Genomic DNA, 24210 nt, shown 5'->3' with positions numbered 1-24210 from the left:
TTTTTACTATTATGTTAACGGATAAACAAAATAAAATAGTCGAATCATTAGGATATACATCTCCTTGTGATTTTCTATTTCACTTTCCTCATCGCTATCAATTTTTAGAATATAAAACTCGTGATACTTGGAAACCTGGAGATGTTGTAGTTTTTTCGGGGTTTTTAGCGAGTAGTTTTAAAACCTATCGATTCGGTAGAAATCGTTCTGCAACTAATTTTGAAGTGAATACGAATGATGAAGTAATTAAAGTTGTTATTTACAATCGCTCCTATCTTAAAGAATCGAATTATACTCAAGGGATTACGGTTACTGGACAGTTCAGTGATGGAAAGGTTGTCGCAAGAACGATTACTAATAAACCTCTTGATGACGTATTGGGGATTGAACCGCAATATCCATTAAAGAGTGGAATAAAAAATTATGAAGTGATCCGGTTAATGAAGAAAACTCTTTCTCTTTGTGATGTTGAAGACGTCATACCTCGAGAATTTAGGAGTGGTTATAAACTCATTTCAACACAACAAGCACTCAAATGGATTCACGTTCCTAATACTAAAGAACAACTCTATCAAGCTCAACGCACATTGAAATATGATGAATTCTTAAAATACCAAGTATCCATTGCGCTCAATAAGAGCGATTTTGAGTATGGTATTTCAAAGCGCTTTGATAATCATGTCATTGAGACATATCAAGAATCGTTACCGTTTGTATTAACTGAAGATCAAAATATTGCACTTCATGAAATATTGGGAGATTTAAAATCCAATAAGCGTATGAATCGTCTTTTACAAGGGGATGTAGGAAGTGGTAAGACCATCGTTTCGTTTTTATCGTTGATTGCTGCTATCGAAGCGGGTTTCCAGGTAGCTTATATGGTTCCTACTGAAGTTTTGCTGTATCAACACGCTGCTTCTTTTGCAAAACTGTTTCCGAATATTGACTATAGTGTATATTCGCAAAATTCAGAGAATAAGGTAAAAATTCTTGAAGATCTAAAAGATGGCAATTGCCCATTGGTCTTTGGAACCCATGCTTTATTTCAAGATGATGTCCATTTTAACAAGCTAGGGTTTGTACTTATTGACGAGCAGCATCGTTTTGGAGTTCTCCAACGTCAAAAATTAGTTGATAAGGGAGACGATGTGGATTTGTTGATGCTTTCAGCAACACCAATTCCTCGCACACTTGCAAACACACTCTTTTATGATCTGGATATTTCAAATATTACTCATTACCCAAGTCATCGTAAAGAGAGTAGGACAGAACTTATCTCGGAAAATTCGGTAAGAACACTTCTTCCGCAAATGAAAGCAGAACTCAGTGCAGGGGGTCAAATATATATTGTGTGTGCCGCCATCGATGAGGATGAGCGTCCGGGAGTAAAGACAGTACTTGGTATTCATGAACAAATGCAAAAGTTATTTCCGGAATATAATACAGGAATATTACATGGGCGGATGAGTGGTCAAGATAAACAAATCATGATGACAAGCTTTGCAAATCATGAAATTGATATATTGGTGAGTACAACAGTTATAGAAGTTGGGCTGGATGTTCATAATGCTAATATGATGATCATCTATAATGCGGAACAGTTTGGACTCGCAACATTACACCAACTAAGAGGTCGTATCGGACGTGGTGAAAAAGGTGGTCTCTGTTATTTGCTTTCCAAAAGTGAATCAGAAGAAAGTAACAATCGTTTGCAGGCCCTCGTTCAGTCTCATGACGGGTTTGAACTCTCTATGATAGACATGCGCCAAAGAGGCTATGGTGATGCACTGGGAGTTAGACAGTCAGGACTACCACAGTTTCTACTTGGCGATATTGAAAAAGATATTAAAATTATGGAACAAGCAAAAAAGGATGCGCAGCGAATTGTAGCGAATAGCGACAATCCGGATTATATTAAAATTTTGGAACATGTGAAAGGTCAAGACTATTTTAAAACAATATAGTGTTGTATAATTAAAAACAGGTGATAGAAAATGACAGTGTGGAATCTACTCGATAAATTAAATATTCCGTATCATAATGAAGATTTAATTTTGAATGCTTTTGTACATTCTTCGTACGTGAATGAACAAAACAAATTTTTAGAAGATAATGAACGTCTTGAGTTTATGGGTGATGCTGTTTTACAAATTTGTGTATCAGAGCGCCTTTTCAAGAATAAAGTACCTTTAAGTGAAGGTGACATGACTTTATACCGTGCAAAATTAGTCTGTGAGGAAGCGTTGGCTTCGTATAGTCTTAAACTGGGTCTCAATGAATATTTAATGTTGGGATTAGGTGAAGAGCGTAATGGTGGTCGTCAACGTCCATCTATCATTGCGGACCTTTTTGAGAGCTTTATTGGTGCGCTTTATCTTGATAGTGGTATGAGTTCAGTCAATATTATCCTTGATATTGTGATGAATAAAGCCTTAAATGATCTTGATTCACTAGGAATTACAGATTACAAGACGAAACTTCAGGAATATATCCAAGCAGATTCGAGAAAATCTGTATCCTATGAAGTGATTAACGTAACAGGACCTTCTAATGCACCAGAATTCGAAGTTGTTGTGAAACTTGATCAACTCGTTTTTGGAATTGGAAAAGGTCTAAGTAAGAAAAAAGCCGAACAAATGGCTGCAAAGGATGCATTTGAGAAATTAGTGAAATAGGGGTGTGAGACATGTTTGAATTGTTAGATAAAATTGATTTTAATAAAAAGTATTATTCCTATTTTGAGTCTTCAGAACTCCTCGTTTCAGATTACCATCGTCATGATAATATTTTAGAATTAAAAATAAAGGTAAGAGAAACCTTACCTTTTTCTGTTTACCGTGAATTCGCAAAGAAATTAAAACTATTTATTAAATGTGAAGTAAAACTCAGTGTCGTTTCAGATTCTTGTAACCTTGATTTTTTAAATGTTTCTAATTATGTTGATTTTGTTGCTCGGAGTTCACGAATTTCGGCGCTTATGGATGCCTCTTACCAACTCATTAATAATGAAATTCGACTCTTATGTCGTGATGATTCTCATCTTGAAGCAATCGAAAGATCTTTGCCTCAATTTATTGAGATGATTTCTGTTTATGGTATTACATACCCTGTGGCAGTAGGTATGATTGAAATGGAAATTAAAGAAGAAACTGTGATGGTTGCACCGCGTGAACGCGTTGTAAAGCAAGAAAAGCCACAGACTTTTAATAAACCGCAAAGACGTGGCAAGAAAGAATATACAGACATTGTTCTTTCTGCTTTAACTGATGAAGCTCATGATGTTGCGATTGTTGGGAAAGTGTTTGAAGTTGAAACAAGGGAAACTCGCTCCGGATCTTTTATCGTTAAGTATTATTTAACTGACGGAAAAGGTGCATTAGTAGTATCTGGATTTGTGAACTCTGAAGATGAGTTTATTCCGAAAAACACATGTATTAAAGCAATGGGGAATTATATCTTTGATGCGCGCTACGAAAAAGATTATATTTTCAAAATGGACCGCTACGAAGTTGTTGAGGATATTTTCAAACGTTACGACCATGCACCGCGCAAGCGTGCTGAGTTTCATCTTCACACTAAGTATTCTGAAATGGACGGTATTTCTGATGCTTCAGAATATATGGCGCAAGCTTTTGAATGGGGACACCCTGGTATGGTTATTACTGATCATACTGCGGTTCAATCATTCCCTAAAGCTTATGGGTCATTGAAGGGTCTTCGCAAGAAGTATCCGGACCATCAGTTTAAGCTCGGTTACGGTGTGGAAATGAATATGGTTGAAGAAAATCTTAAGATTGCATCAAATGTTAAGGGTCAAGATTTACATATGACTGAATACATCTCTTTTGACTTGGAAACTACAGGACTTTCTAACTACTACGATCATATTATTGAATTTGGTGCTGTTCGTATCGTTAAAGGTAAAACGGTTGAAAAAATGCAGATGTTTATTAAACCTCCGGTTCCTGTACGACCATTCATTCAAGAACTCACAAATATTACCAACGAAGATCTAAAAGATGCGAAATCTTTTGAAGAAGGTATTGATGATATTTTAAACTTTATTGGTGATGCAACACTTATTGCCCATAACGCACAGTTTGATATTGATTTTATTCAAGAATCATTACGCCGTATTGGTCGTGAACCCATCACAAATAGTGTTGTTGATACATTGGATCTTTCGAGAGCCATGTTTGATAACAGACGTTCTTATCGATTGGGAAGTATTGCTCGCTTGCTACGTATCCCTTATGACGAAGGTGTTGCTCACCGTGCTGACTATGATGCGGAAGTTCTAAGTCTTGTTTATCTTGCGCTTTTACGTGATGATCGCCTTCAAAACATGAAAACGATTGATGAGCTTCAAACGTTGAGTGGCAAAAATGCTTTTACAAAACTTCGCAACTCACACGTTAACGTTATTGCTAAAAATAGAACGGGTCTTAAAACGTTGTATCAATTGATTTCATTGTCACATACCGAATACTTAGCGTTCTTTGGCAAGACGAGCAAAGGGGATGCTGTTATGGCGGAACCAAGAATTCTTCGCCGTCATCTCATGGAACATCGTGAAAATTTATTAATTGGTGCTGGCTGCACCAATTCTGAGCTTTTTGAGATAGCTATGAATAAAAACCAAGCTACACTTGACCAATGTGTATCATTTTATGACTATGTCGAAATTATGCCACTGGGAAATTATGCTCCTTTAATTGAAAATAACGCAATTCAAAATGAAGAACGTCTTGAAGAAATTTTAAATCGAATTATTAGTACGGCAGAACGCTTAAACAAACCAATTCTTGCTGTGGGCGATGCACATTACAATCATCCTCGTGAGAAAGTTGTTCGTGATGTTTATATTCATTCACAAGGTATTGGAGGATCACGACATCCACTTTATATTTTTAATGAAGAACGCCGTATGAAGTTTGTAGCTCCCGATCAACATTTCCGTTCAACTGAGGAAATGCTAAATGAGTTCATGTGGCTTGGAGAAGAAAAGGCTCAAGAATTTGTAATTGATAATCCTGTAGCCTTACTCGATAAAATTGAGGATTTTTCACCAAAACAAAGTGATCTGTTCACACCAAAAATTGAAAACTCTGATGAAAACCTTCGAGAAATTGTGTATGAAAATGCGCATGCTCTTTATGGCAATCCATTACCAGAACTCGTAGAAAAACGTCTCGAACGTGAATTGAAATCTATCTTTGGAAATGGATATGGCGTTATCTATTATATTTCTCACCTAATGGTTAAACGATCATTGGATGATGGATACTTAGTTGGATCGCGAGGATCGGTTGGATCATCATTTGTAGCCACCATGGCTGAAATTACGGAAGTTAATCCGCTTGCACCGCACTATGTATGTAAAGAATGTCATTACAATGAGTTCTTCTTAAATGGAGAAGTATCGAGTGGTTATGACTTAGAAGCCAAAGATTGCCCTAATTGTGGTAAACCACTAATTTGTGAAGGGCAAGATATTCCATTTGAGACTTTCCTTGGATTTGAAGGGGATAAAGTTCCTGATATTGATTTGAACTTCTCAGGAGATTACCAAGAACACGCCCATAACTTCACCAAAGAAATCTTTGGTGACGAATATGTATATCGTGCGGGTACTATTTCTACAGTGGCTCAAAAAACTGCCTTTGGTTATGTCTTGGGATATAACGAAAGCATGAATATTTCAAACACAAATAACGCTTGGAATACATATCTTGCTTCGGGTGCTGAAGGTGTTAAACGTACGACTGGACAACATCCTGGGGGAATCATTGTTGTTCCTGATTATATGGATGTCCATGATTTTACTCCCATTCAATTTCCAGCAAATAACCCTGATTCTCCGTGGTATACAACGCACTTTGAATTCCACGATATTGACGATAACGTTTTAAAACTAGATATTTTAGGTCATGTTGACCCAACAGCAATGAAAATGTTAGAAAGACTTACAGGAGTTGATATTCATGATGTACCAATGAATGACCCAGCAACACTTTCATTATTTAATACAACAGATGCATTGAAAGTTGATGAGAGAACGTATCATGAAGCGACAGGTGGATTGGGATTACCAGAGTTTGGCACGCCATTTGTTCGTGGAATGTTGGAGGCTACAATGCCTGATAAATTCTCTGATTTGGTACGAATTTCCGGACTTTCTCACGGAACAGACGTTTGGCGTACCAATGCCGAAGATTTGATTAAAAGCGGTGGATTAACGTTAACGGATGTTATTGGTTGTCGTGATGATATTATGGTTTTCCTCATGCATGCAGGTTTAGAAGCAAAAGAATCCTTTGATATCATGGAAAGTGTTCGTAAGGGACGCGGCCTTCGTGATAACTGGATTGAATCGATGCATAAAAATTCTGTACCGCAGTGGTACATTGATTCCTGTTTAAAAATCAAATATATGTTCCCGAAAGCTCACGCTGTTGCCTATGTTATGATGGCGATACGAGTTGCCTGGTTTAAAGTTCATTATCCATTGGCATATTATGCAGTGTACTTCACACTACGGGTAAATGCTCATGAAATTGAAACACAAACCAAATCTCTCGAAGTTGTTCAAAGCCGCCTTAATTCTATTAATATGCGACTTAAAGATTTCGAAACTAAAAAGGATGTATCCATTAAAGAAAAGAATCTCATCGACACTCTAGAAGTTACGATAGAGATGATCAGTCGTGGCTTCCATATTAGTCCGATTGACTTGAATCTTTCACTAGCAACAGAATACTGTTTAGATCCACGAGATCCTAAAGCGATTTTACCACCGTTTAACGTGGTAGATGGTTTGGGAAATAACGTTGCAAATCAAATTGTTAAAGCTCGAGAAGAACAAATGTTTATTTCTAAAAAAGATTTAATGTCTCGAGGTGGCATCAGTTCCACAACTGTTAAGAAACTCGATGAATTGAAAGTAACTGATCATCTTCAAGAAAGTAATCAAATGAGTTTATTCTAAATAAAGAGAGCAAAGGCTCTCTTTTATTATGTAAAATATATTTGACATCGGAAATAACCCGGTGTATACTATATTTGACATTGGAGGTGGTCGTCATTAAAAATGAAACCATGAAAACGTTGCGACTATCTAAGAAGTACTCGCAATTAGAACTGGCGAAAATTGTTGGAGTATCACGACAAACGATAGTCAGTGTTGAAAACGGAGATTACAATCCAACTTTGGATCTATGTATTAAGATATGTAAGGCGTTGGAGGTTACTTTAAATGATTTATTCTGGAGAGAGGAGAATTAGTATGTTTACAAGTGAAATGGATGAAAGAATGCTGGCTATTAGAGGTAAAGGGGTATTATACGGTTTCTTGATGCTAATCGTCATGATTGTAGTGAAAGATTTCTGTGTCGACATTTTTGGATTAACAATTGAGTCTCTAACACGTTTTGACTTCGCAATGATATACGCCTGTCTCTTCTTTGTTGTAAGTTATATGATGATTCGAGACGGCTTGGATGATCAAGTTGTTCATAAATCTAAAATTATTATGACTATTATCGCTGTATTTTTTGTAGCTGGATCTGTTTTATCATTAATTATGCCCGATGAAGCTCGTGGTTTGTATACGATAACAAACACTCATACAATTATTGTAGAGGCAATCGCTACAAGCAGTTACGCTATTCTTGCATGGCGTAAGTCAAAAGAAATTCACAATCAAATTTAGTATCAACGGCGAGCAATAGCTCGTCTTTATTTTTTGTTGAAACCTATAAAAACTAAGTGAAATCTTAGTCAAGTTAAAAGGGAGTCGTTTGGTTGACTCTCACGTTTGTAAATGATACTATTGTCTCGTAAAAACTCCATATATTTCTGGTAATAAGGTCCGGAAGTCTCTACTTGTGTCCCGTAAAGATACGAACTATGGCAAAAGAGAATTTGCAATTGCAAATCGTTTTACTATTTTCTCTTTCTGCCGAACATGGCAGTTTTTTAATTTTAAGGAGGAATAGTGGAACGATTTTTTGGTAATGTCCGACAACAACCTATCTGGGATGACGTTGTTGCGCTAAGGAACTCCGTCTTCATTCAAGAACAATCTTTGATTGACTTCTATCCTGAAGACGAGGAAGATGACGATTGCATGCATCTTGTTTATTCGAATAATGGTGAAGTTGCCGCCAGTTCACGAATACGAATTGTAGATGGAAGGGGCTATATAGAGCGAATCTGCGTTAAAGACAGTTACCGTAAGCAATCTTTGGGAAGACGTCTTGTGAAAGATTCAATTGATATGGCATTTACACTTGGTATTAATACTGCAACGATTTGTGCACAAGCGCATTTACAAAGCTTTTATAAATCAGAAGGATTTATTGCGGAAAGTGATCCCATACAAAAATTTGGGATTAAACATGTTGAGATGATTAAGTATTCAGACTTTAAGGAGAGACAACACATTGAAAAAAGATAAAATAGTATTTTTACTATATGTAATGGGAATTATTTTTATATCAGAAATGATTGGTATGCAATTCATCAAAGTAGGGAGTATTACAATTCTAGTATTGCCACTTGTATTTGCTGTGCTACTAACGATGATTATTGGAATACCAGCACTAAGAAAAGGGCCTTTGAAATCAGTATATTCTAAGGAAAACATCAAGTTTGCAGGAAGTAATTTAATCTTTATTATGTTGCCACTTATGGCACGCTATGGTGCGGATGTTGCGCCTAAAATCAATGAAATTTTACAACTTGGTTGGGTATTCTTACTCCAATCTGTTGGAAATATCGGTACCGTTATTTTAGGATTACCAATAGCTCTGTTATTAGGCTTAAATCGTGAAGCAATCGGTGCGACTCTGGGTATTGGTCGTGAAGGTGAACTTGCATTTATTACTGAAAAATTTGGATTGAATGGCGATGAAGGTCGTGGTGTTCTATCAATGTATCTTGTAGGAACCTTATTTGGATCGTTATTCTTTAGCTTTATTCCACCACTATTAAGTGCAGTAGGATTTGACTATCGTGCGCTTGCTATTGCGTCAGGGTTGGGTTCTGCAAGTATGATGACAGCTTCATCAAGTGCGATTGTAGGTCTTTATCCAGAACATGCAAGTACGATTACTTCATTTGCAGGAGCAAGTCAATTAGTTACAAGTTTCATGGGTACTTATGTAATGGTCTTTGTTTCAATTCCATTGATGAATGCCATGTATCGTGTATTTAAAAAAGAAAGAGCTATTAACTAGGAGGCCCCATGATTACGATTATAAAAGAACAATTACCAAAATTAAAAATGTTATTTTTAGGAGCAGGATTAATTCTCTTCACTCAATTTGTGAAACTTATTAAAAACCCAGCTTCAACACCGATTACAATGAATACTATTATGGGATTGATAGTCCTTGTCTTATTTGCGTACATTGGATTACTGATTGCGGAACTTATGAAAAAGACAGGTGTTAAAGTATTGGCTGATTTCCCGGTTTTAGGTTGGGTATCCGTGACATCATTGATTTTCTGCCTCATTTCTGATTTCTTTATTCAAGCAATCAGTGGTGTCGATTTCCTTTCAATCACGACGCCTGTTCTTGCTTTCGCAGGAATTTCTGTCGCAGATAACCTCGGTGATTTATCAAAAAACTCATGGAAATACATTATTGTGGCTCTCTTTGTATTCTTAGGTAGTTATCTCGGTCGTGCTATTCTAGCGCAACTTGGAATTATGATTGCAGGATAATTATGAAAGTTATTTTAGATGTTGATACAGGCATTGATGATACTTTAAACCTCGCATACCTTGCCGCGCTTGAAGATGTGGAACTTATTGGGGTAACGTGTGTTTATGGTAACACGGATGTAGACCAAGCAACTCGGAATACTTTAGGACTTCTTGATTTGTTTGGAAGATCAGATGTTCCTGTTTATCGAGGAGCAGGGCATGCTTCGCAGAATAGCACGTATGAACAACAACGTGGAAGTAAAATATTTCATGGAGATAATGGAATTGGTAACGTTACACTTGATGTAACACGCCAATATGAAGCGCTCGATGCAGCATCATTTCTTGTAGAATCCGCTCGTAAGTATGGTCAAGAACTTGTCATCATTGCTTCAGGACCATTAACTAATCTAGCAGATGCAATCAAAATGGATCCAGATGTAATGAGTCGGGTCGGCAAACTATCGCTTATGGGTGGTGCTCTATGTGTTCCAGGTAACGTAAGTGCTGTTGCTGAAGCAAATATCATGCAAGACCCTGAATCATCAAAAGTTGTGTTTCAAAGTGATATGGAGATTATTATGGTTGGCCTCGATGTGACATCCCGAGCTATTTTCTCGAGAAACGACTTAGAATCATGGAAACAGGGCAGTGCTAAGGCGCAAACAGTTTATGCAATTATGGATCACTACTTCAAAGCCCATGAACTGATCTATCCAGCTTGGAATGGAGCAGCAATGCATGACCCACTAGCGGTAATTGCATTGCTGAGACCAGATCTTGTTTCTACATCAAAATTTAAGATTGATGTGTTAACCGATGAAAAACAGTGGGGAAGAACCGTAATGGATGTAAACATTCAAAACGAACTAAAAAAACCCAATGTTTCAGTCGCATTAGATTTAGATGTTGAGGGATTTAAAAACGAAGTCATTACAACTATTAACAAAATATTATAGCGAAGAGATGGTATTCATTACCATCTCTTTCTTATGTTTCATGATGATTTCACTTAAGTATCATCAACGTAAAGAAATCATCGTATATAATAAGATTAAATTGGCTATGATCTGACTCGATATGAAAGGAAGAAATAATACATGAGAAAGAAGATTGGATTATTGTGTATGGTCTTGGTAATGTCGCTGATGGGTGCCACTCAAACATTTGCGTTGAGTGATACGAAAAAATCTGAAATAACAGTATCACATATAAATTACGATAATTTATCAGATTCTGAGAAAGCTTCTATAATTAAAGATTCTTCTGAGATTAGTGTTACTCAGGACGTTTACAATATTCGGATGATCTATTCGAAAATTACTGGAGGTAATGAGCTTCCTAATACAGGACTCAATTCTGTATCTCCCTTTATATTTATAGGAGTCGCACTTCTCGCAATTGGTTTAATGTTACTCTTCAAAAAAACAGGAAAAGGTAATTTGTTTGGATTGGTTATTCTTGGAACCATTATTGCTGTAGGCGCAATTGGTGCTATGAACATTTATGCTGATGCTTCAACGCTAATTCAAGATACTACGCTTACAGTCACTAAGGGTGAAGCCTTTACTCCAAAACCAGAACATATTCAGGGTTATAAATATCTAGGATATATAGTTGCAGCAAAGGATAATCCTGATGAAGTTGTGGAAGACAAAGAAGGCATAGTTGAAGTCCATTATCAAGATGAAACTGGCAATGTACTCGCAAACAAAACTCAAGTTAAAGGAGTTGTTAATAAACCGTTTAAAATTGAGGTGGTTGATCTCGAAGGATATCAATTTATAGAATTTAGAGGTAACTCTGAAGGGCGCTTCACAATCGAAAAACAAACTGTAACTGCAATTTATCGAAAAAACGATTCGAAAGTTGGATTCGTTACACTTCGTTATCACGATACCTTAGGAAATGCTATCAAACCTGAGATGAAGCTAACAGGTGGCATTGGATCTGTATTTAAGGTTGATATTCCTAAAATATCAAACTACACATTCAATCATATTGAAAATCTAGGTAATGCCTTATTCACTAAAGAACATCAAGTGATAACTCTTGTATATGATAAAGTAATAAAGAATGGAAACTTGACTGTTAATTACCAAGACATTGATGGAAATACAATCAGACCTACTAAAATTATGACTGGTAGTATAGGCAGTACTTATACTGTTTCAATTGATATGATTGACGGGTATGAGTTTGTTAAGTTTGTCGGCAATAACATAGGACTCTTTACTGAACAGCAACAAGAAGTCATCGTTCAATATAGAAAAATTGTTTCTTCCATAGGTAAGGTAACGATTGAATATCGTGATGAAACTGGAACACCGCTCAAACCAAATAATGTTTTGTCTGGGGAAGTAGGTACTGGTTTCGAAGTAGATATCCCCGAAATTGATGGCTATAAATTTAAAGAAATTTCTAATCCTGGCAACAATACATTCTTAGTTGAAGATCAAATCATTACGATTACATATAACAAACTTCTAACTGAAGGTACTGTTTTAGTTAATTATCACGATATGCTAGGCAATCAAATCAAAGATCCTGTAACTCTTACTGGGGTGACAGGGAGTTCTTATAAAGTTGAAGCGCCAATTATAGATGGTTATCAATTCAAAGAATTTCAAGGGAACTTTGAAGGAACATTCACTGCATCAAATCAAGAAGTTACAGTGGTTTATGATAAGGCCGTTAAATATATGACAACTGTTGTGAAATTTAAACATGTTCAAAACGGTTACCCAACTAAGGACTTTATAGCAGTCCCTGATCTATCACGTTACCAAGCGGAGGTTATTGATTTTTCAAATTACTATTTGAAATTCAATGAACCCATCACAAATCGCACAGTAGTGGTTAAGTACGGAGAAGAACTGGAATCAGTAACGTTATCTAACTGGGAATTCAATATTAATGATTTACCTAAGGAAGTCCAATTGAATACGTTCTATTTAGATGAGAATGGGGTCGAAAAAGAATCGTTTGGATCTTACTCTCAAAGTCAAAATGGGTACATAGGCGATGGCTCAACCGAATATGGTGGATTTGTTGATTTCAAAGCAAGTTTGGCTGAGACTCCAATTATTACTTATGATGAAAATTCTAAGACTGTATATGTAACGTATACTTGCATGTATATTCCTGTCATCATTGACTTCTAATTAAGTTAAAAACAGCGTCTCAAGTAAGTCGCTGTTTTTCTTTCGAACTTTTGAATTACGCGATATCAATGAAATTCGAGATTGTTTATGTTACAATGTTTGCGCTAAAGGGGTTTCTTTATGGAAAAAAATAAAACTAGAGATTTAGTTTTTACTGCAATGCTCGTGTCATTGACAGTAATAATGATGTTTACGCCACTTGGAACATTACGACTTCCAATGGTTAGTGTGACAATTGCTCATATTCCAGCGATTGTTGCGGCAATGGTGCTGGGATTGTGGCAAGGTGTTGCTGTAGCATTTGTATTTGGGTTGATTAGCTTGTTTATTGCATTGACGACACCCACAGGTGTTCTGGATCCGTTCTTTGTTAATCCGCTGATATCTATTTTGCCGCGAGTTCTTATTCCAGTAACAACATATTTTGTTTATAAAGCTCTTTCTGGGAAAATCAATTCAAAATTTGCTGTTGGGATTTCTGCTGTAGTAGGGAATTTAACCAATACATTCGCAGTCTACGCAATGTTGTATCTGTTGTATGCAAAACCGATTTATGAAACAACCGGTATTCCCGCGTTCCAATATATTTTAGGTGCGATTTCAGTTTCCACTTTGATTAAGACGATAATCGTAACATTGATTGTGACACCACTTGTCTTTGCGCTGAAGAAGATTATAAAGAATGCATAATAAAAGTAACCGTAAGGTTACTTTTTTAAATGATTTTATTTTCAACTGGTTCTTTTCGGATAAAGGCGTCGATGTTTTTGCTGATTAGATTAAAGAGTCGCAAATCGATAGCGTCAGAGCGACCCGAGCAGTGAGGTGTTAAGGTTGCTTTGGGGTGTTTCCATAAAGGATGGTTTTGGGGTAACGGTTCTTCTTCGAATACATCAAGAATAACATGATCAAGATGATTATCTAAAATTTCAAGAAGATCATCGGTACATAGAGCATTTCCTCTTCCGATATTAATGAGTACCGCATCCTTTTTCATCAAACTTAAGGTCTGCTTATTTAGAATATGAATTGTGTGGTTATTTGCCGGCAATGTATTAATGACAATATCGTAGTTTGGCAACAAATCATTTAGGCTATCAAGTGGATACACTTGATCGAACGTTTCAATTAGATTACCCTTGCGATTGGTACCGGTAGTTGTGACGCCAAAACTTCTTAATCGTTTGGAAGTTTCTTGAGCAATATCTCCTGCGCCTAAGAAGAGTGCTGATTTGCCGAAGAGTTCGTGACTTACTTGGGGTTCCCAAAGCTGTTGTGATTGCATATCACGATAATAGGGGATTTGTTTTGTTAACGATAACAAATGACCTACAATGTACTCGGCAATAGGAATGCTATAAACACCCCGTGCATTGTAAACCTCAACTCCGTGATTTTTTAAAGTTTCCAAATCAACATAATCAAACCCTGCAGAAACAAGGTGAACCAACTTGAGGGACGGGTAGTTCGCAATGTATTCGATAAGGTCTTTCGGATATCCAACAACAATTTCAACATCATCCATAGCCCCTAAAGTCTCATCATAATATACACAATCATAGTCATGACTTACTGACTCAAGCATTTTTGGTAAAGCAATCTTTGACATAGTAAATCCTCCTTGGATTCATTTTAACATAGTTATCGATACAAAGAGGGTCACAAACAATCTTATAAGACATTAATCTAGGTATTTTAGAAGAGTTTGTGGTAAAATAGAGTTGTGATTTAACAACTCCAAGTTTAAATCGTGTTGGTAAGTATTGTAACCTTGATATTTACTATGAGTTAAGCTATAATTTAAATATACTTTAACAAGGAGTGGTCAGACCACTCCTTATATATTGTCTAAGGAGCGAGTATGGAAAAGTATGTAGAACTTATTAAGCCTGTAGCTGATTCTTTAGGATTAGACATTATTGAAACAGAACTTATTAACAAGGATTTATTGGAAATAAGTATTGCGAATAAAAACTATGAACCTATTGATTTAGATACATGCACCCGTGCAGCAGAAGCTTTTGGCGAAGCTTTAGATTACGAAATCGGTTTAGATGTTGGTTCAGCTGGTGCTGAGCGAGAAATTGATGCAGAAGACTTTGATAGCCTTGTTGATCAATATGTCTTAGTGCAGTTCGTTAATCCATTTATGGGTGCTGATTATGTTGAAGGAACTGTCGTATCTGTGGATGACCAAGATATCGTAATTTCCTATAGACAAAAACACGCTTTAAAAGAAGTGAAAATTGAACGTTTAAACATTAAAATGCTAAGATTAGCAGTTAAGTTGTAAGGAGATTAAAAATGAACGTTGATAAAGTAATGCTCGCGATGCAAGCTATCGAAAACGACCGGAATATTCCTAAAGAAATAGTAATTGACGCTTTAAAAGACTCACTTGCTAAGGCTTACCGCCGTCAAATAGGGGTTCCTGACGCGTTAGTAGACGTCGTGATTTCTGAGGGATCAGGAGATATTAAACTCTACCATAAATATAAAATTGTGGAAGAAGTTATGGATGATGAACTTGAAGTTGGAATCCATGAATTAGATGATGACAATGTTGAACTTGTTGTTGGTGATTACTACCAGATTGAACAACCTATTGATTCATTAGGTCGCGCTGCAGCAATTCTTGCGAAAAACGTTATTAAACAACGTATTCGTGAAGCTGAAAAACAAGGAATCTACGATGAATATATTGATCAACTGGGTGAAATGATCTTCGCTATGGTTGAAAGTGTTGAAGATAAATTTGTTGTTTTAAATCTTGGTAAATCTCTTGCGGTGATGCCACGCGCAGCACAAATTGAAGGAGAAATCTATCAAGAAGGTCAAACATTAAAAGTTGTTATCACAGATGTAAATAAAGATGCTAAAGGGGCACCAATTCTAGTGTCTCGTGCAGATGCAATGTTAGTACGTCGTCTTTTTGAAGCAGAAGTTCCTGAAATTTTCGATGGACAAGTTGAAATTAAGGCGATTGCTCGTGAAGCAGGTGAACGTACAAAGATTGCTGTTTACTCACATGATCCAGATATTGATCCAATTGGAGCATGTATTGGACCACGTGGTGCACGTGTCCAAACAATTATTGAAGAACTTAAAGGTGAAAAAATTGATATCTTTGAGTGGAGCGAAAACATGATTGAATTAATTCATAATGCACTTGCTCCAGCAGAAGTTGTTGCTGTTTTCCCAAATGATGAAAACAAGGGATTAATTGTAATTGTTGATGACTCTCAATTATCACTTGCCATTGGTAAACGTGGTAAAAATGCACGTCTTGCTGTTCGTTTAACAAAACAACGCATTGATATTAAATCAGTATCGGATGCAACTGCTGATGGTATTGACTATCTCGGTAAGATGGCAGCGTACGAAGCTGAAATTAACGAAAAACTCGCTAAAGAAGCAGTTGTCGAAGAAGTTGAAAACGAAATCGTTGAAGAAGCGACTGAAGCAGTTGTTGAAACAATTGAAGCAGTAGAAATTGTAGAAGAAGTCGAAGCGGAAGTAGAAGCTATCGAAGAAACTGTCGAAGAAGCAGTTGTTGAAGAAACAATCGAAGAAGCGGTTGAAGAAGAGTCTACAGACGAACCTGCAGAAGAAAAAGTTAAGGTTTCTCGTAAAGATGTATTCAAACCACGTACAGATTATGTATCTAAGTTTGAACAACTAGCTGGGGCTCCAAAACAACAAGAACCTGTAGCACGTCGTAGATATAACAAACGCGATAACCGTGAAGAAGAAAAACCTGTAAATACAAGTGAACTTCTAAAAGAAATGGAATATGAAATTGTTCCAGAATATACGGAAGAAGAGTTGCTAGAAGTCAAAAAACGCGAACAAGCCGAAGAAAACTCATGGTATGAGGAAGAAATCGACTTTGACGAGTATGATGACTACTATGATCAAGAGTAATAAATAGGAGGTGGATAATGCGTAAAATACCAATGCGAAAATGCGTTGTAACTCAGGAACAATTTCCTAAAAATGAATTGTTAAGAGTTGTAATGACACCAGAGGGTACAGTAGAAATTGATGAATCAGGAAGAAAGAATGGGCGTGGAGCTTATCTTTCTAAAACAATTGAAGCTGTAGAACTAGCGAAAAAGAATCGTGCATTAGATCGAGCATTAAAAACTAAGATTGATGACGAAATATTTGAGGAGCTGATGAATTATGTCCAATAACACAAAACTACTTAACAGTTTAGGTTTGTGTAAACGTGCAGGGAAACTTGTACATGGTGATGAACTCATTCCAGCAATTCAAAAAAGAAATGTAACTGTTGTCGTTGTTGCAGATGATGCATCGGATCGCACACGTAAGCAAATTCTTGATAAATGTGCTTTCTACAAGATAACAGTAGTAACTGGCCTTAAACGTGATGAACTTTCTCAAGCGATTGGGACAATGAATCGTGTTGCCGTAGGGGTTAGTGATACAGGATTGGGCAACCTGGTTAAAAAAGCTCATACAGAAAGAGGTGGCGTAGATAGTGACGAATAAAAAGAGACCAAATACAAAGAAGAGAAACAATAACAATCAACGAGGTAAGCGACCAACTCAAGAGACTTTTAAACCGAAAGATATTGTAGTTACTGATATTGAATATACAGAAGGAATTACTGTTAAAGATTTATCAGAACTTATCAATAAAAGTCCCGCAGATGTTATTAAGCTTCTCTTTATGATGGGTACTATGGTAACCATCAATACATCACTTGATGATGATACAGTTCAACTTATTTGTATGGAATACAATGTTGAAGCTACGAAGGTTGAACCTGTTGACGAATTAACGTTAGAAGATTCAATCGAAGATGATCCTGCAGATCTTGTAGAAAGACCTGCAATCGTTACAATCATGGGTCATGTTGACCATGGTAAAACAACAACACTTGATACAATCCGTAACAGTGCTGTTGTAGAAGGTGAATTTGGTGGTATTACACAGCATATTGGTGCTTACCAAATCACACATAAAGGTAAAAAAATTACATTCTTAGATACTCCAGGTCACGAGGCTTTTACAGCAATGCGTGCTCGTGGAGCAAGTGTTACTGATATTGTTATCGTTGTTGTTGCTGCGGATGATGGGGTTATGCCTCAAACTCGCGAAGCGGTTGACCATGCTAAAGCAGCTGGTGTTCCACTCATCGTTGCAATTAACAAAATTGACAAACCAGATACAAACATTGATCGTGTCTACTCAGAATTCTCAGATTTAGGTGTTATGCCTGAAGAATGGGGTGGCGATACAGTATTTGTTAAGATTTCAGCTAAAACTGGAGAAGGAATTGATCAACTCCTTGAGACAGTACTTGTAAGTGCTGAACTTGAAGAATTGAAAGCTAATCCAAACCGTTTAGCATTTGGTACCGTTATTGAAGCAAAACTTGATAAGAGCCGTGGCCCTGTTGCAACATTACTTGTTCAAAAGGGAACACTTCGTCAAGGTGATCCAATTGTTGTTGGTACGACATACGGACGTGTCCGTAAGATGGTTGACAACAGAAATCGTGAGTTAAATGAAGCACTTCCTTCAATGCCAGTTGAAATTATCGGACTTAGCGAAGTTCCAATCGCTGGAGATCTCTTCAAAGCATTTGATGATGAAAAGAAATCTCGTGCAGTTGCTGCAAAACGTAATGTTGTTCGTGTTGAACATGATCGTAATCAATCAAGTGCATTAAGTCTTGATGATTTATCACAACAAATCGCTGATGGTGATATCCAAGATATCAACGTCATCCTAAAAGCTGACGTACAAGGTTCTGCAGAGGCAGTTAAGGCTGCTCTAGAACGTATTGAAGTTGGAGACGGTAAAGAAGTTAGTGTTAAAGTAATTCGTGCCACAGTGGGTGGAATTACTGAAAATGATATTATGCTTGCTTCTGCATCCAATGCTATCATTATTGGTTTCAATATCAGACCGACTGCAGCAATTCGTAAGAAAGCTGAAGAAGAAGGTATTGAAATCCGCCTTTACAACATTATCTATAAGGCAATCGAAGCAATGGAAGCAGCTATGAAAGGGATGCTTGCTCCAGTATTTGAAGAAGTTATCCATGGTCAAGCTGAAGTTCGTGAAATTTATAAAGTATCCAAAGTGGGAACAATTGCTGGATGTATGGTTACAGACGGTAAAATCGTTAAAGATTCATCAGTTCGCTTGATGCGTGATGGTGTTGTAATCTATGAAGGAATGTTGGGATCACTTAAACGTTTCCAAAACGATGCTAAAGAAGTTGCTCAAGGATATGAATGTGGTATTACAATTGAAAACTTTAATGATATTAAAGAGGGCGATGTTATCGAATCACACGGAGAAATCCAAGTAGAACAGGAGTAATTTATTATGACAGTTAAAAAAGAACGTATTGAATCAATTATTAAGCGAGAAATTGCAAGTTCAATTCAAAATAAATTAAATGACAAATCACTATCTTTCGCAACAATTACTGATGTGGAAGTAACGAACGATTTCTCATTCGCAACAATTTTCATCAGCTTCTTTGATGAAAAGGATAAAGTTCCTGGTATGGAAGCTTTAGAGAAAGCAAAAGGGTTATTACGTACAGATGTAAGTAAAGCTCTATCAACTCGAAGAACTCCAGAACTCATCTTTAAACTTGATGAATCTGCAGAATATGGATCACATATTGATTCAATTCTCGAAGAATTAAACAATAAAAAGTAATAGAATAAGCGGAATCGTTACGATTCCGCTTATTTTTATATTTAAGATGAGTCGAGGGAATATAGCATTAGGAGTGTATATATGATATAATATCGGAAAGCGATGTCGCAACACGATAGGAGAAATTATGAGCGAACCGATGTTTTATGTCCTTTTATCATTACTAGAGAAGGCTCGATGTGGGTCTGAAATTGCAAGTTATGTTCAAGAGTTAACGAATGAGAGAATTAGTTTGCCACCTGGAACGTTATATGGCATTACAGGGAAGTTTCTTAAGAGTGGTATGATTAAGGAATTACCCTCTGATAATAATCAAAGATACTACTCTATAACTCGAGATGGTAGAAATGCTTTAAAAGATGAAATCTCAAGACTACAAATGCAACTGAGAGATACACAAACTGTTTATCAGACATTATAAAAGGCGATCAATTGATAAGCTCCCCTTAAAGTAGACACCCGAAATAAATAAAAACGGGTACTACAAAAAGGAGGAGCTTTTTCTATGGGTAGAAAGAATAAATATCCAGCGGAAATAAAAGAACAAGTAGTTAAAGAATATTTGAACGGCATAAAAGGTGCAATGGAAATATCCCAAGAATTATCGATTAATCCTGGGACATTGCGTAGATGGGTGAAAAAATACCAAATCGTCGGTGTTGAAGCATTCTCATATAAACCTCGAAATAAAAGTTATTCGAAAGAACTTAAGGAATCTGCTATTCAAGATTACCTTGAAGGACTAGGTTCTCTCGCAGATATTATTATCAAATACGATATAAGTTCCGATGAGGTTTTGCGTGGATGGATAAACAAGTATAATAGACTTGAAACCATAAAGGATTACGATCCTAAAGGAGAAGTCTATATGACAAAAGGTAGAAAAACAACGATTGAAGAACGTCAAGAAATTGTCGCACATTGTATTGAACATGACTACGATTATAAGGGAACAGCCGAACTCTACGGGCTTTCCTATGCTCAAGTTTACCAGTGGGTTCAAAAATATAACGAGATAGGATATGAAGGGCTTCTTGATAAACGTGGCAAACGAAAACAAGAAGATCAACTCAGTAATGAAGAACGTTTAGAACGTAAAATCAAACAACTCGAAAGAGAACTTGAACTGAAAGAACGTGAGAATATTCTATTAAAAAAAGTGAAGGAAATAGAAGGGCGGCGATATTCTCCAAAGCAAAACAAGAAGTAAAGTATCTCGCAGTCCAAGAACTTCATCATAAACATGGTTGGAGTATTCAATGGATGTGTAAAGTACTTAAAATCGCAAGAAGTAGTTATTATAAATGGACGCACCGTGTTGAAACAAGCAATGAAATTGAGAATCATGAGCTTTGTAATCTCATTCTTGATTATGATGAAATGTTTGGACATATCTTAGGCTATCGACGAATGACAGATTGGATTAATGAGTTTAATAGAGTTCAGTACAATCCAAAGAGAATTCGAAGACTCATGAAGAAGCTGGGTGTGAAATCAGTGATTCGGCAAAAGTCTAAAAAGTATTCACGAAGCACTCCTGAAATCACAGCTGAAAATATTTTAAATCGTAACTTCTTTGCCTCTAAACCAAATGAAAAATGGTTGACAGATGTCACAGAATTTAAGATTAAAGGTTCAGGTAAGAAGCTGTATCTCAGTGCGATTATTGATCTTTATGATTTGAGTATTGTGGCGTACCACATAAGTGATCGTAACAATAATCAACTTGTGTTTGATACTTATCATAAAGCTATCACGAGATATCCAGAGGCAAAACCTTTATTTCACAGTGACCGAGGATTCCAATATACAAGTAGGGTATTTAGAAAACAGCTAGAAGATCAAGGAATGATACAAAGTATGTCTAGAGTGGGACACTGTATTGATAATGGTCCTATGGAAGGATTCTGGGGAACTATCAAATCAGAAATGTACTATCCTAATGAATTCAATACTAAAAGCGAGTTAAAGAAAGCAATTGATGTGTATATTGATTTTTATAACAACAAGAGACTTCAAAAACGATTTAAAAACAAAACACCAATGATGGTTCGAACTGAAGCATTAGGATCAGAGACACCTATAAGTTATTCAATTCCAACCAACAAGAAAATTGAAGCTTATTGGTCAAACATTAGAGAAAAGCAAATGCAGGCGACTGTAGCATAAGAAAAGATGATTCATCGTAAAGCGATAAATCATCTTGGGTATTTTATTTATTTCACCTGTCTACTTGACAGGGAGCAGTTCAAATTATATGACCGCCTTTTTTTTAGTCGTTTTGATTGTGGAATCGTGCAAGGAATTGCTTTGTTCTTTCTTCTTTCGGATGGTTGAATATTTCATCAGGAGTTCCTTCTTCCAAAATGATTCCTTTATCCATAAATAGAATTCGAGTACTAATTTGTTTTGCAAATAACATTTCGTGTGTAACAACAAACATCGTATAGCCTTCTTTAGCAAGACTTTCGATAACGTCCAAGACATCGCCCACCATTTCGGGGTCTAATGCCGATGTTGGTTCATCTAGTAATAAGAATTTAGGTTTCATCGTGAGTGCTCTCGCAATCGCAACACGTTGTTTTTGACCGCCTGATAGCTTTTTAACATTTGCATTTGCAAAGTCTGCCATTCCAACTCGTTCAAGGTTGGCCATGGCATTATTCTTAACTTCATCTGGATTCATTTTCAAGACTTTGATTGGTGCCAGAGTGCAGTTCTCTAAGACGGTAAGATTATTAAAAAGATTGAAAGATTGAAAGATGATACCGACTTGAGAGCGATATTCATTGATATCCATATTGATATCCGAAATATCTTTTCCTTCAAAGAAAATTTTTCCTTCGTCAAATTCTTCAAGAAGGTTGATGCAACGAAGAAGGGTGGACTTTCCCGATCCACTGGATCCGATACAAGATACGACTTCTCCTTCTTCAATATTGAGATTAATATCTTTTAAGACTTCTAAATCATCGAAAGATTTGCTTAAGTGTTCAATTTTTAGGAATGTCATTTTTGATCTCCTTTCAAACTGTCATAATGTACAGTGTGAGTTACTGATTTTGGATAGTTCCCTTTAGGAGCATCCATTTTCTTTTCTATCATATTAAGTACTTGTGTTGAAACAATTGTAAGGAATAGATAAATTAAGGAAACAATGAAGAATGGCTCCATTTGACGGTAGTAGATACCTGTCAGTTTATTACCTTGATAGAATAGTTCTGTAACGGTGATTACATTTAATACTGAGGAATCTTTAATATTTACGACGAATTCATTACCAATTGCAGGTAGGGCATTTCTGATTGCTTGTGGAAGGATTACATAACACATCGTTTGGAATTCACTGAGTCCCAAAGATCGTGCTGCTTCATTTTGACCTGAATCAATGGCTTGGATACCCGCACGAAGTATTTCTGACATATACGCGGAAGTATTGATTGAAATAATGATTACCGCAGCAACAGTAGGGGATATGGCTACATCCATACCTCTAAGTCCGTAATAGATTAAGATACCTTGTACCATCATTGGAGTTCCCCGTAAGTATTGAACATAGGCAGTTGTAATTGCTGAATTAATACGTTTTAAGACACGTTTCATTGCACGGTCTCGAGGATGTATTTTAATTTGTCGTAAGCCTGCAATTACAAGACCAATAAACAATCCAAATGCTGTACCTAATAAAGCAATAAGAAGCGTTACCCAAACACCTTTAAGAAATTGTGAACCGTAATGTTGTAGTAAAAATAATGTTCCTGCAATGAATCCAGCCGGCATTTGTGCAGATTCATTTTCTTCTGATGTTGGCTGGCGTTCAATGGCTTCCAACATGAGTTTATCGCGATCTTCTTTACTTAATGAAGATAATGATTGATTCACTGCTTCTTTAAGTTTATCGTTGCCTTTTGCAAGACCAATAGATACCGTTACTTCTTCATCCGCGACAGTAAATCCTTGGTTTTCTGCGAATTCAACATATTTGAGTTTAGGATTGCTACTGATAATTGATTGAGCAACCGGTTTTTCCGATACGAAGGCATCAATCGCATTTGATTTTAAAGCTGTTGCCAACGAAGGGAAAGATTCAAGTGGAACTCCATGATTGACATCAGGGATTTGATCAATTAGCTGATCATGCATTGTTCCAATTTGAGCTGAAACATGGGCTCCCTTGAAATCATTAATGGATGTTGCATTAGCATAAGTACTGTCGTTTTTAACAACCAGAACCATATCACTCTTGTAATAGATATCTGTGAAGTCAACTTCTTGACGACGTTCTTCTGTATTCGTCATTCCTGCAATAATTAAGTCGATATCACCAACTTTTGCCCCTTCGAGCAATCCTTTAAATACAGGATAGTCTTTGATTACAAGGTTCATATCAAGATCTTTTGCGATATGTTTAGCGACTTGAACATCATAACCATCACAGTATCCCTGGTTGTTTGGTAATGCGACAGCCTCAGGTGAATCATTTTTCTGAGTCCAGTTAAAAGGTGCGTAATTACACTCCATACCCACTTTTAAAGTATTCTCTTTAGGACTTGTTTGAGAACAGGCTGTAAGTAGTAAAAGTGAGGCTAATACTATTAATATTTTTTTCATACTTGCTCCTTAAA

Annotated in this window: 23 protein-coding genes and 1 riboswitch; of the genes, 20 read left to right on the top strand and 3 right to left on the bottom strand. The window is 36.5% G+C overall.

From position 1 onward, the window contains the following. Positions 1–11: 11 nt before the first annotated feature. The 11 genes from H9L01_RS08315 (at position 12) to H9L01_RS08265 (ending at position 13566) form a co-directional block, all read left to right on the top strand. Positions 12–1964 (top strand): ATP-dependent DNA helicase RecG, encoded by a 1953-nt coding sequence (locus H9L01_RS08315; protein ID WP_246448967.1) that lies wholly within the window; start codon positions 12–14, stop codon positions 1962–1964. A 30-nt stretch (positions 1965–1994) separates the two neighbouring features. Then, a complete protein-coding gene (gene rnc, locus H9L01_RS08310; protein ID WP_187533495.1) occupies positions 1995–2675 on the top strand; it encodes a ribonuclease III in 681 nt (226 codons plus the stop codon). A gap of 11 nt (positions 2676–2686) precedes the next feature. Continuing rightward, entirely contained in the window at positions 2687–6988 is a 4302-nt protein-coding gene (locus H9L01_RS08305; RefSeq protein WP_187533494.1) for a PolC-type DNA polymerase III, read from the top strand. Between the two features lie 110 nt (positions 6989–7098). Then, positions 7099–7284: a helix-turn-helix transcriptional regulator gene (locus tag H9L01_RS08300; RefSeq protein ID WP_187533493.1), complete on the top strand. Its 186-nt coding sequence runs from the start codon at positions 7099–7101 to the stop codon at positions 7282–7284. A 1-nt stretch (position 7285) separates the two neighbouring features. Then, on the top strand, positions 7286–7711 hold the full coding sequence (locus H9L01_RS08295) for a hypothetical protein (protein ID WP_187533492.1): 426 nt from the start codon (positions 7286–7288) through the stop codon (positions 7709–7711). 116 nt (positions 7712–7827) lie between these two features. Beyond that, positions 7828–7929, top strand: a riboswitch (purine riboswitch). Positions 7930–7996: 67 nt separating this feature from the next. Continuing rightward, entirely contained in the window at positions 7997–8458 is a 462-nt protein-coding gene (locus H9L01_RS08290) for a GNAT family N-acetyltransferase (protein ID WP_187533491.1), read from the top strand. After that, complete coding sequence (locus H9L01_RS08285; RefSeq protein WP_223151018.1) at positions 8445–9239, top strand: DUF3100 domain-containing protein; 795 nt, start codon at positions 8445–8447, stop codon at positions 9237–9239. Before H9L01_RS08290 ends, H9L01_RS08285 begins: the two co-directional genes overlap by 14 nt. An 8-nt stretch (positions 9240–9247) precedes the next feature. Continuing rightward, positions 9248–9730, top strand: coding sequence for a hypothetical protein (locus H9L01_RS08280; protein ID WP_187533490.1), 483 nt, complete (start codon positions 9248–9250; stop codon positions 9728–9730). 2 nt (positions 9731–9732) lie between these two features. After that, on the top strand, positions 9733–10671 hold the full coding sequence (locus H9L01_RS08275; RefSeq protein WP_187533489.1) for a nucleoside hydrolase: 939 nt from the start codon (positions 9733–9735) through the stop codon (positions 10669–10671). A gap of 141 nt (positions 10672–10812) precedes the next feature. Beyond that, positions 10813–12876, top strand: a complete 2064-nt coding sequence (locus H9L01_RS08270; RefSeq protein WP_187533488.1) for a MucBP domain-containing protein — start codon at positions 10813–10815, stop codon at positions 12874–12876. 120 nt (positions 12877–12996) lie between these two features. After that, positions 12997–13566, top strand: coding sequence for an ECF transporter S component (locus H9L01_RS08265; protein ID WP_187533487.1), 570 nt, complete (start codon positions 12997–12999; stop codon positions 13564–13566). A 25-nt stretch (positions 13567–13591) separates the two neighbouring features. On the opposite strand, the gene H9L01_RS08260 is transcribed toward H9L01_RS08265, so the two are convergent. Beyond that, a complete protein-coding gene (locus tag H9L01_RS08260; RefSeq protein ID WP_187533486.1) occupies positions 13592–14485 on the bottom strand; it encodes a D-2-hydroxyacid dehydrogenase in 894 nt (297 codons plus the stop codon). Positions 14486–14737: 252 nt separating this feature from the next. Here H9L01_RS08260 and H9L01_RS08255 point away from each other — a divergent pair, with 252 nt between their 5' ends. The 9 genes from H9L01_RS08255 to H9L01_RS08215 all read left to right on the top strand — a co-directional run bounded on the left by H9L01_RS08255 (position 14738) and on the right by H9L01_RS08215 (position 21754). Then, the gene (locus H9L01_RS08255) at positions 14738–15169 is read left to right on the top strand and encodes a ribosome maturation factor RimP (RefSeq protein ID WP_187533485.1); all 432 of its coding nucleotides are present in this window, start codon (positions 14738–14740) and stop codon (positions 15167–15169) included. 11 nt (positions 15170–15180) lie between these two features. Then, positions 15181–16800: a transcription termination factor NusA gene (nusA, locus tag H9L01_RS08250; protein ID WP_187533484.1), complete on the top strand. Its 1620-nt coding sequence runs from the start codon at positions 15181–15183 to the stop codon at positions 16798–16800. A gap of 17 nt (positions 16801–16817) precedes the next feature. Further along, on the top strand, positions 16818–17072 hold the full coding sequence (gene rnpM, locus H9L01_RS08245; protein ID WP_187533483.1) for an RNase P modulator RnpM: 255 nt from the start codon (positions 16818–16820) through the stop codon (positions 17070–17072). Then, complete coding sequence (locus tag H9L01_RS08240; RefSeq protein ID WP_187533482.1) at positions 17062–17391, top strand: L7Ae/L30e/S12e/Gadd45 family ribosomal protein; 330 nt, start codon at positions 17062–17064, stop codon at positions 17389–17391. The genes rnpM and H9L01_RS08240 overlap by 11 nt, the downstream gene beginning before the upstream one ends. Next, on the top strand, positions 17381–19237 hold the full coding sequence (gene infB, locus H9L01_RS08235) for a translation initiation factor IF-2 (protein WP_187533481.1): 1857 nt from the start codon (positions 17381–17383) through the stop codon (positions 19235–19237). The genes H9L01_RS08240 and infB overlap by 11 nt, the downstream gene beginning before the upstream one ends. 6 nt (positions 19238–19243) lie before the next feature. Then, positions 19244–19585 (top strand): 30S ribosome-binding factor RbfA, encoded by a 342-nt coding sequence (gene rbfA / locus H9L01_RS08230; RefSeq protein WP_187533480.1) that lies wholly within the window; start codon positions 19244–19246, stop codon positions 19583–19585. A gap of 127 nt (positions 19586–19712) precedes the next feature. Then, on the top strand, positions 19713–20006 hold the full coding sequence (locus H9L01_RS08225) for a PadR family transcriptional regulator (RefSeq protein ID WP_187533479.1): 294 nt from the start codon (positions 19713–19715) through the stop codon (positions 20004–20006). Positions 20007–20090: 84 nt separating this feature from the next. Further along, complete coding sequence (locus H9L01_RS08220) at positions 20091–20795, top strand: helix-turn-helix domain-containing protein (protein WP_187533385.1); 705 nt, start codon at positions 20091–20093, stop codon at positions 20793–20795. Continuing rightward, positions 20735–21754, top strand: coding sequence for an IS3 family transposase (locus H9L01_RS08215; RefSeq protein ID WP_187534979.1), 1020 nt, complete (start codon positions 20735–20737; stop codon positions 21752–21754). The genes H9L01_RS08220 and H9L01_RS08215 overlap by 61 nt, the downstream gene beginning before the upstream one ends. A gap of 103 nt (positions 21755–21857) precedes the next feature. On the opposite strand, the gene H9L01_RS08210 is transcribed toward H9L01_RS08215, so the two are convergent. Both H9L01_RS08210 and H9L01_RS08205 read right to left on the bottom strand, forming a co-directional pair. Then, positions 21858–22598 (bottom strand): amino acid ABC transporter ATP-binding protein, encoded by a 741-nt coding sequence (locus H9L01_RS08210; protein WP_187533478.1) that lies wholly within the window; start codon positions 22596–22598, stop codon positions 21858–21860. Next, positions 22595–24196: an ABC transporter substrate-binding protein/permease gene (locus H9L01_RS08205; RefSeq protein WP_187533477.1), complete on the bottom strand. Its 1602-nt coding sequence runs from the start codon at positions 24194–24196 to the stop codon at positions 22595–22597. The genes H9L01_RS08210 and H9L01_RS08205 overlap by 4 nt, the downstream gene beginning before the upstream one ends. Positions 24197–24210 lie beyond the last annotated feature (14 nt).

The sequence above is a fragment of the Erysipelothrix inopinata genome (assembly GCF_014396165.1).
GTDB lineage: Bacteria > Bacillota_I > Bacilli_A > Erysipelotrichales > Erysipelotrichaceae > Erysipelothrix > Erysipelothrix inopinata.
The sequence above is the reverse complement of the archived record's forward strand: the minus strand, read 5'-3'. Positions and strand labels throughout refer to the sequence as shown.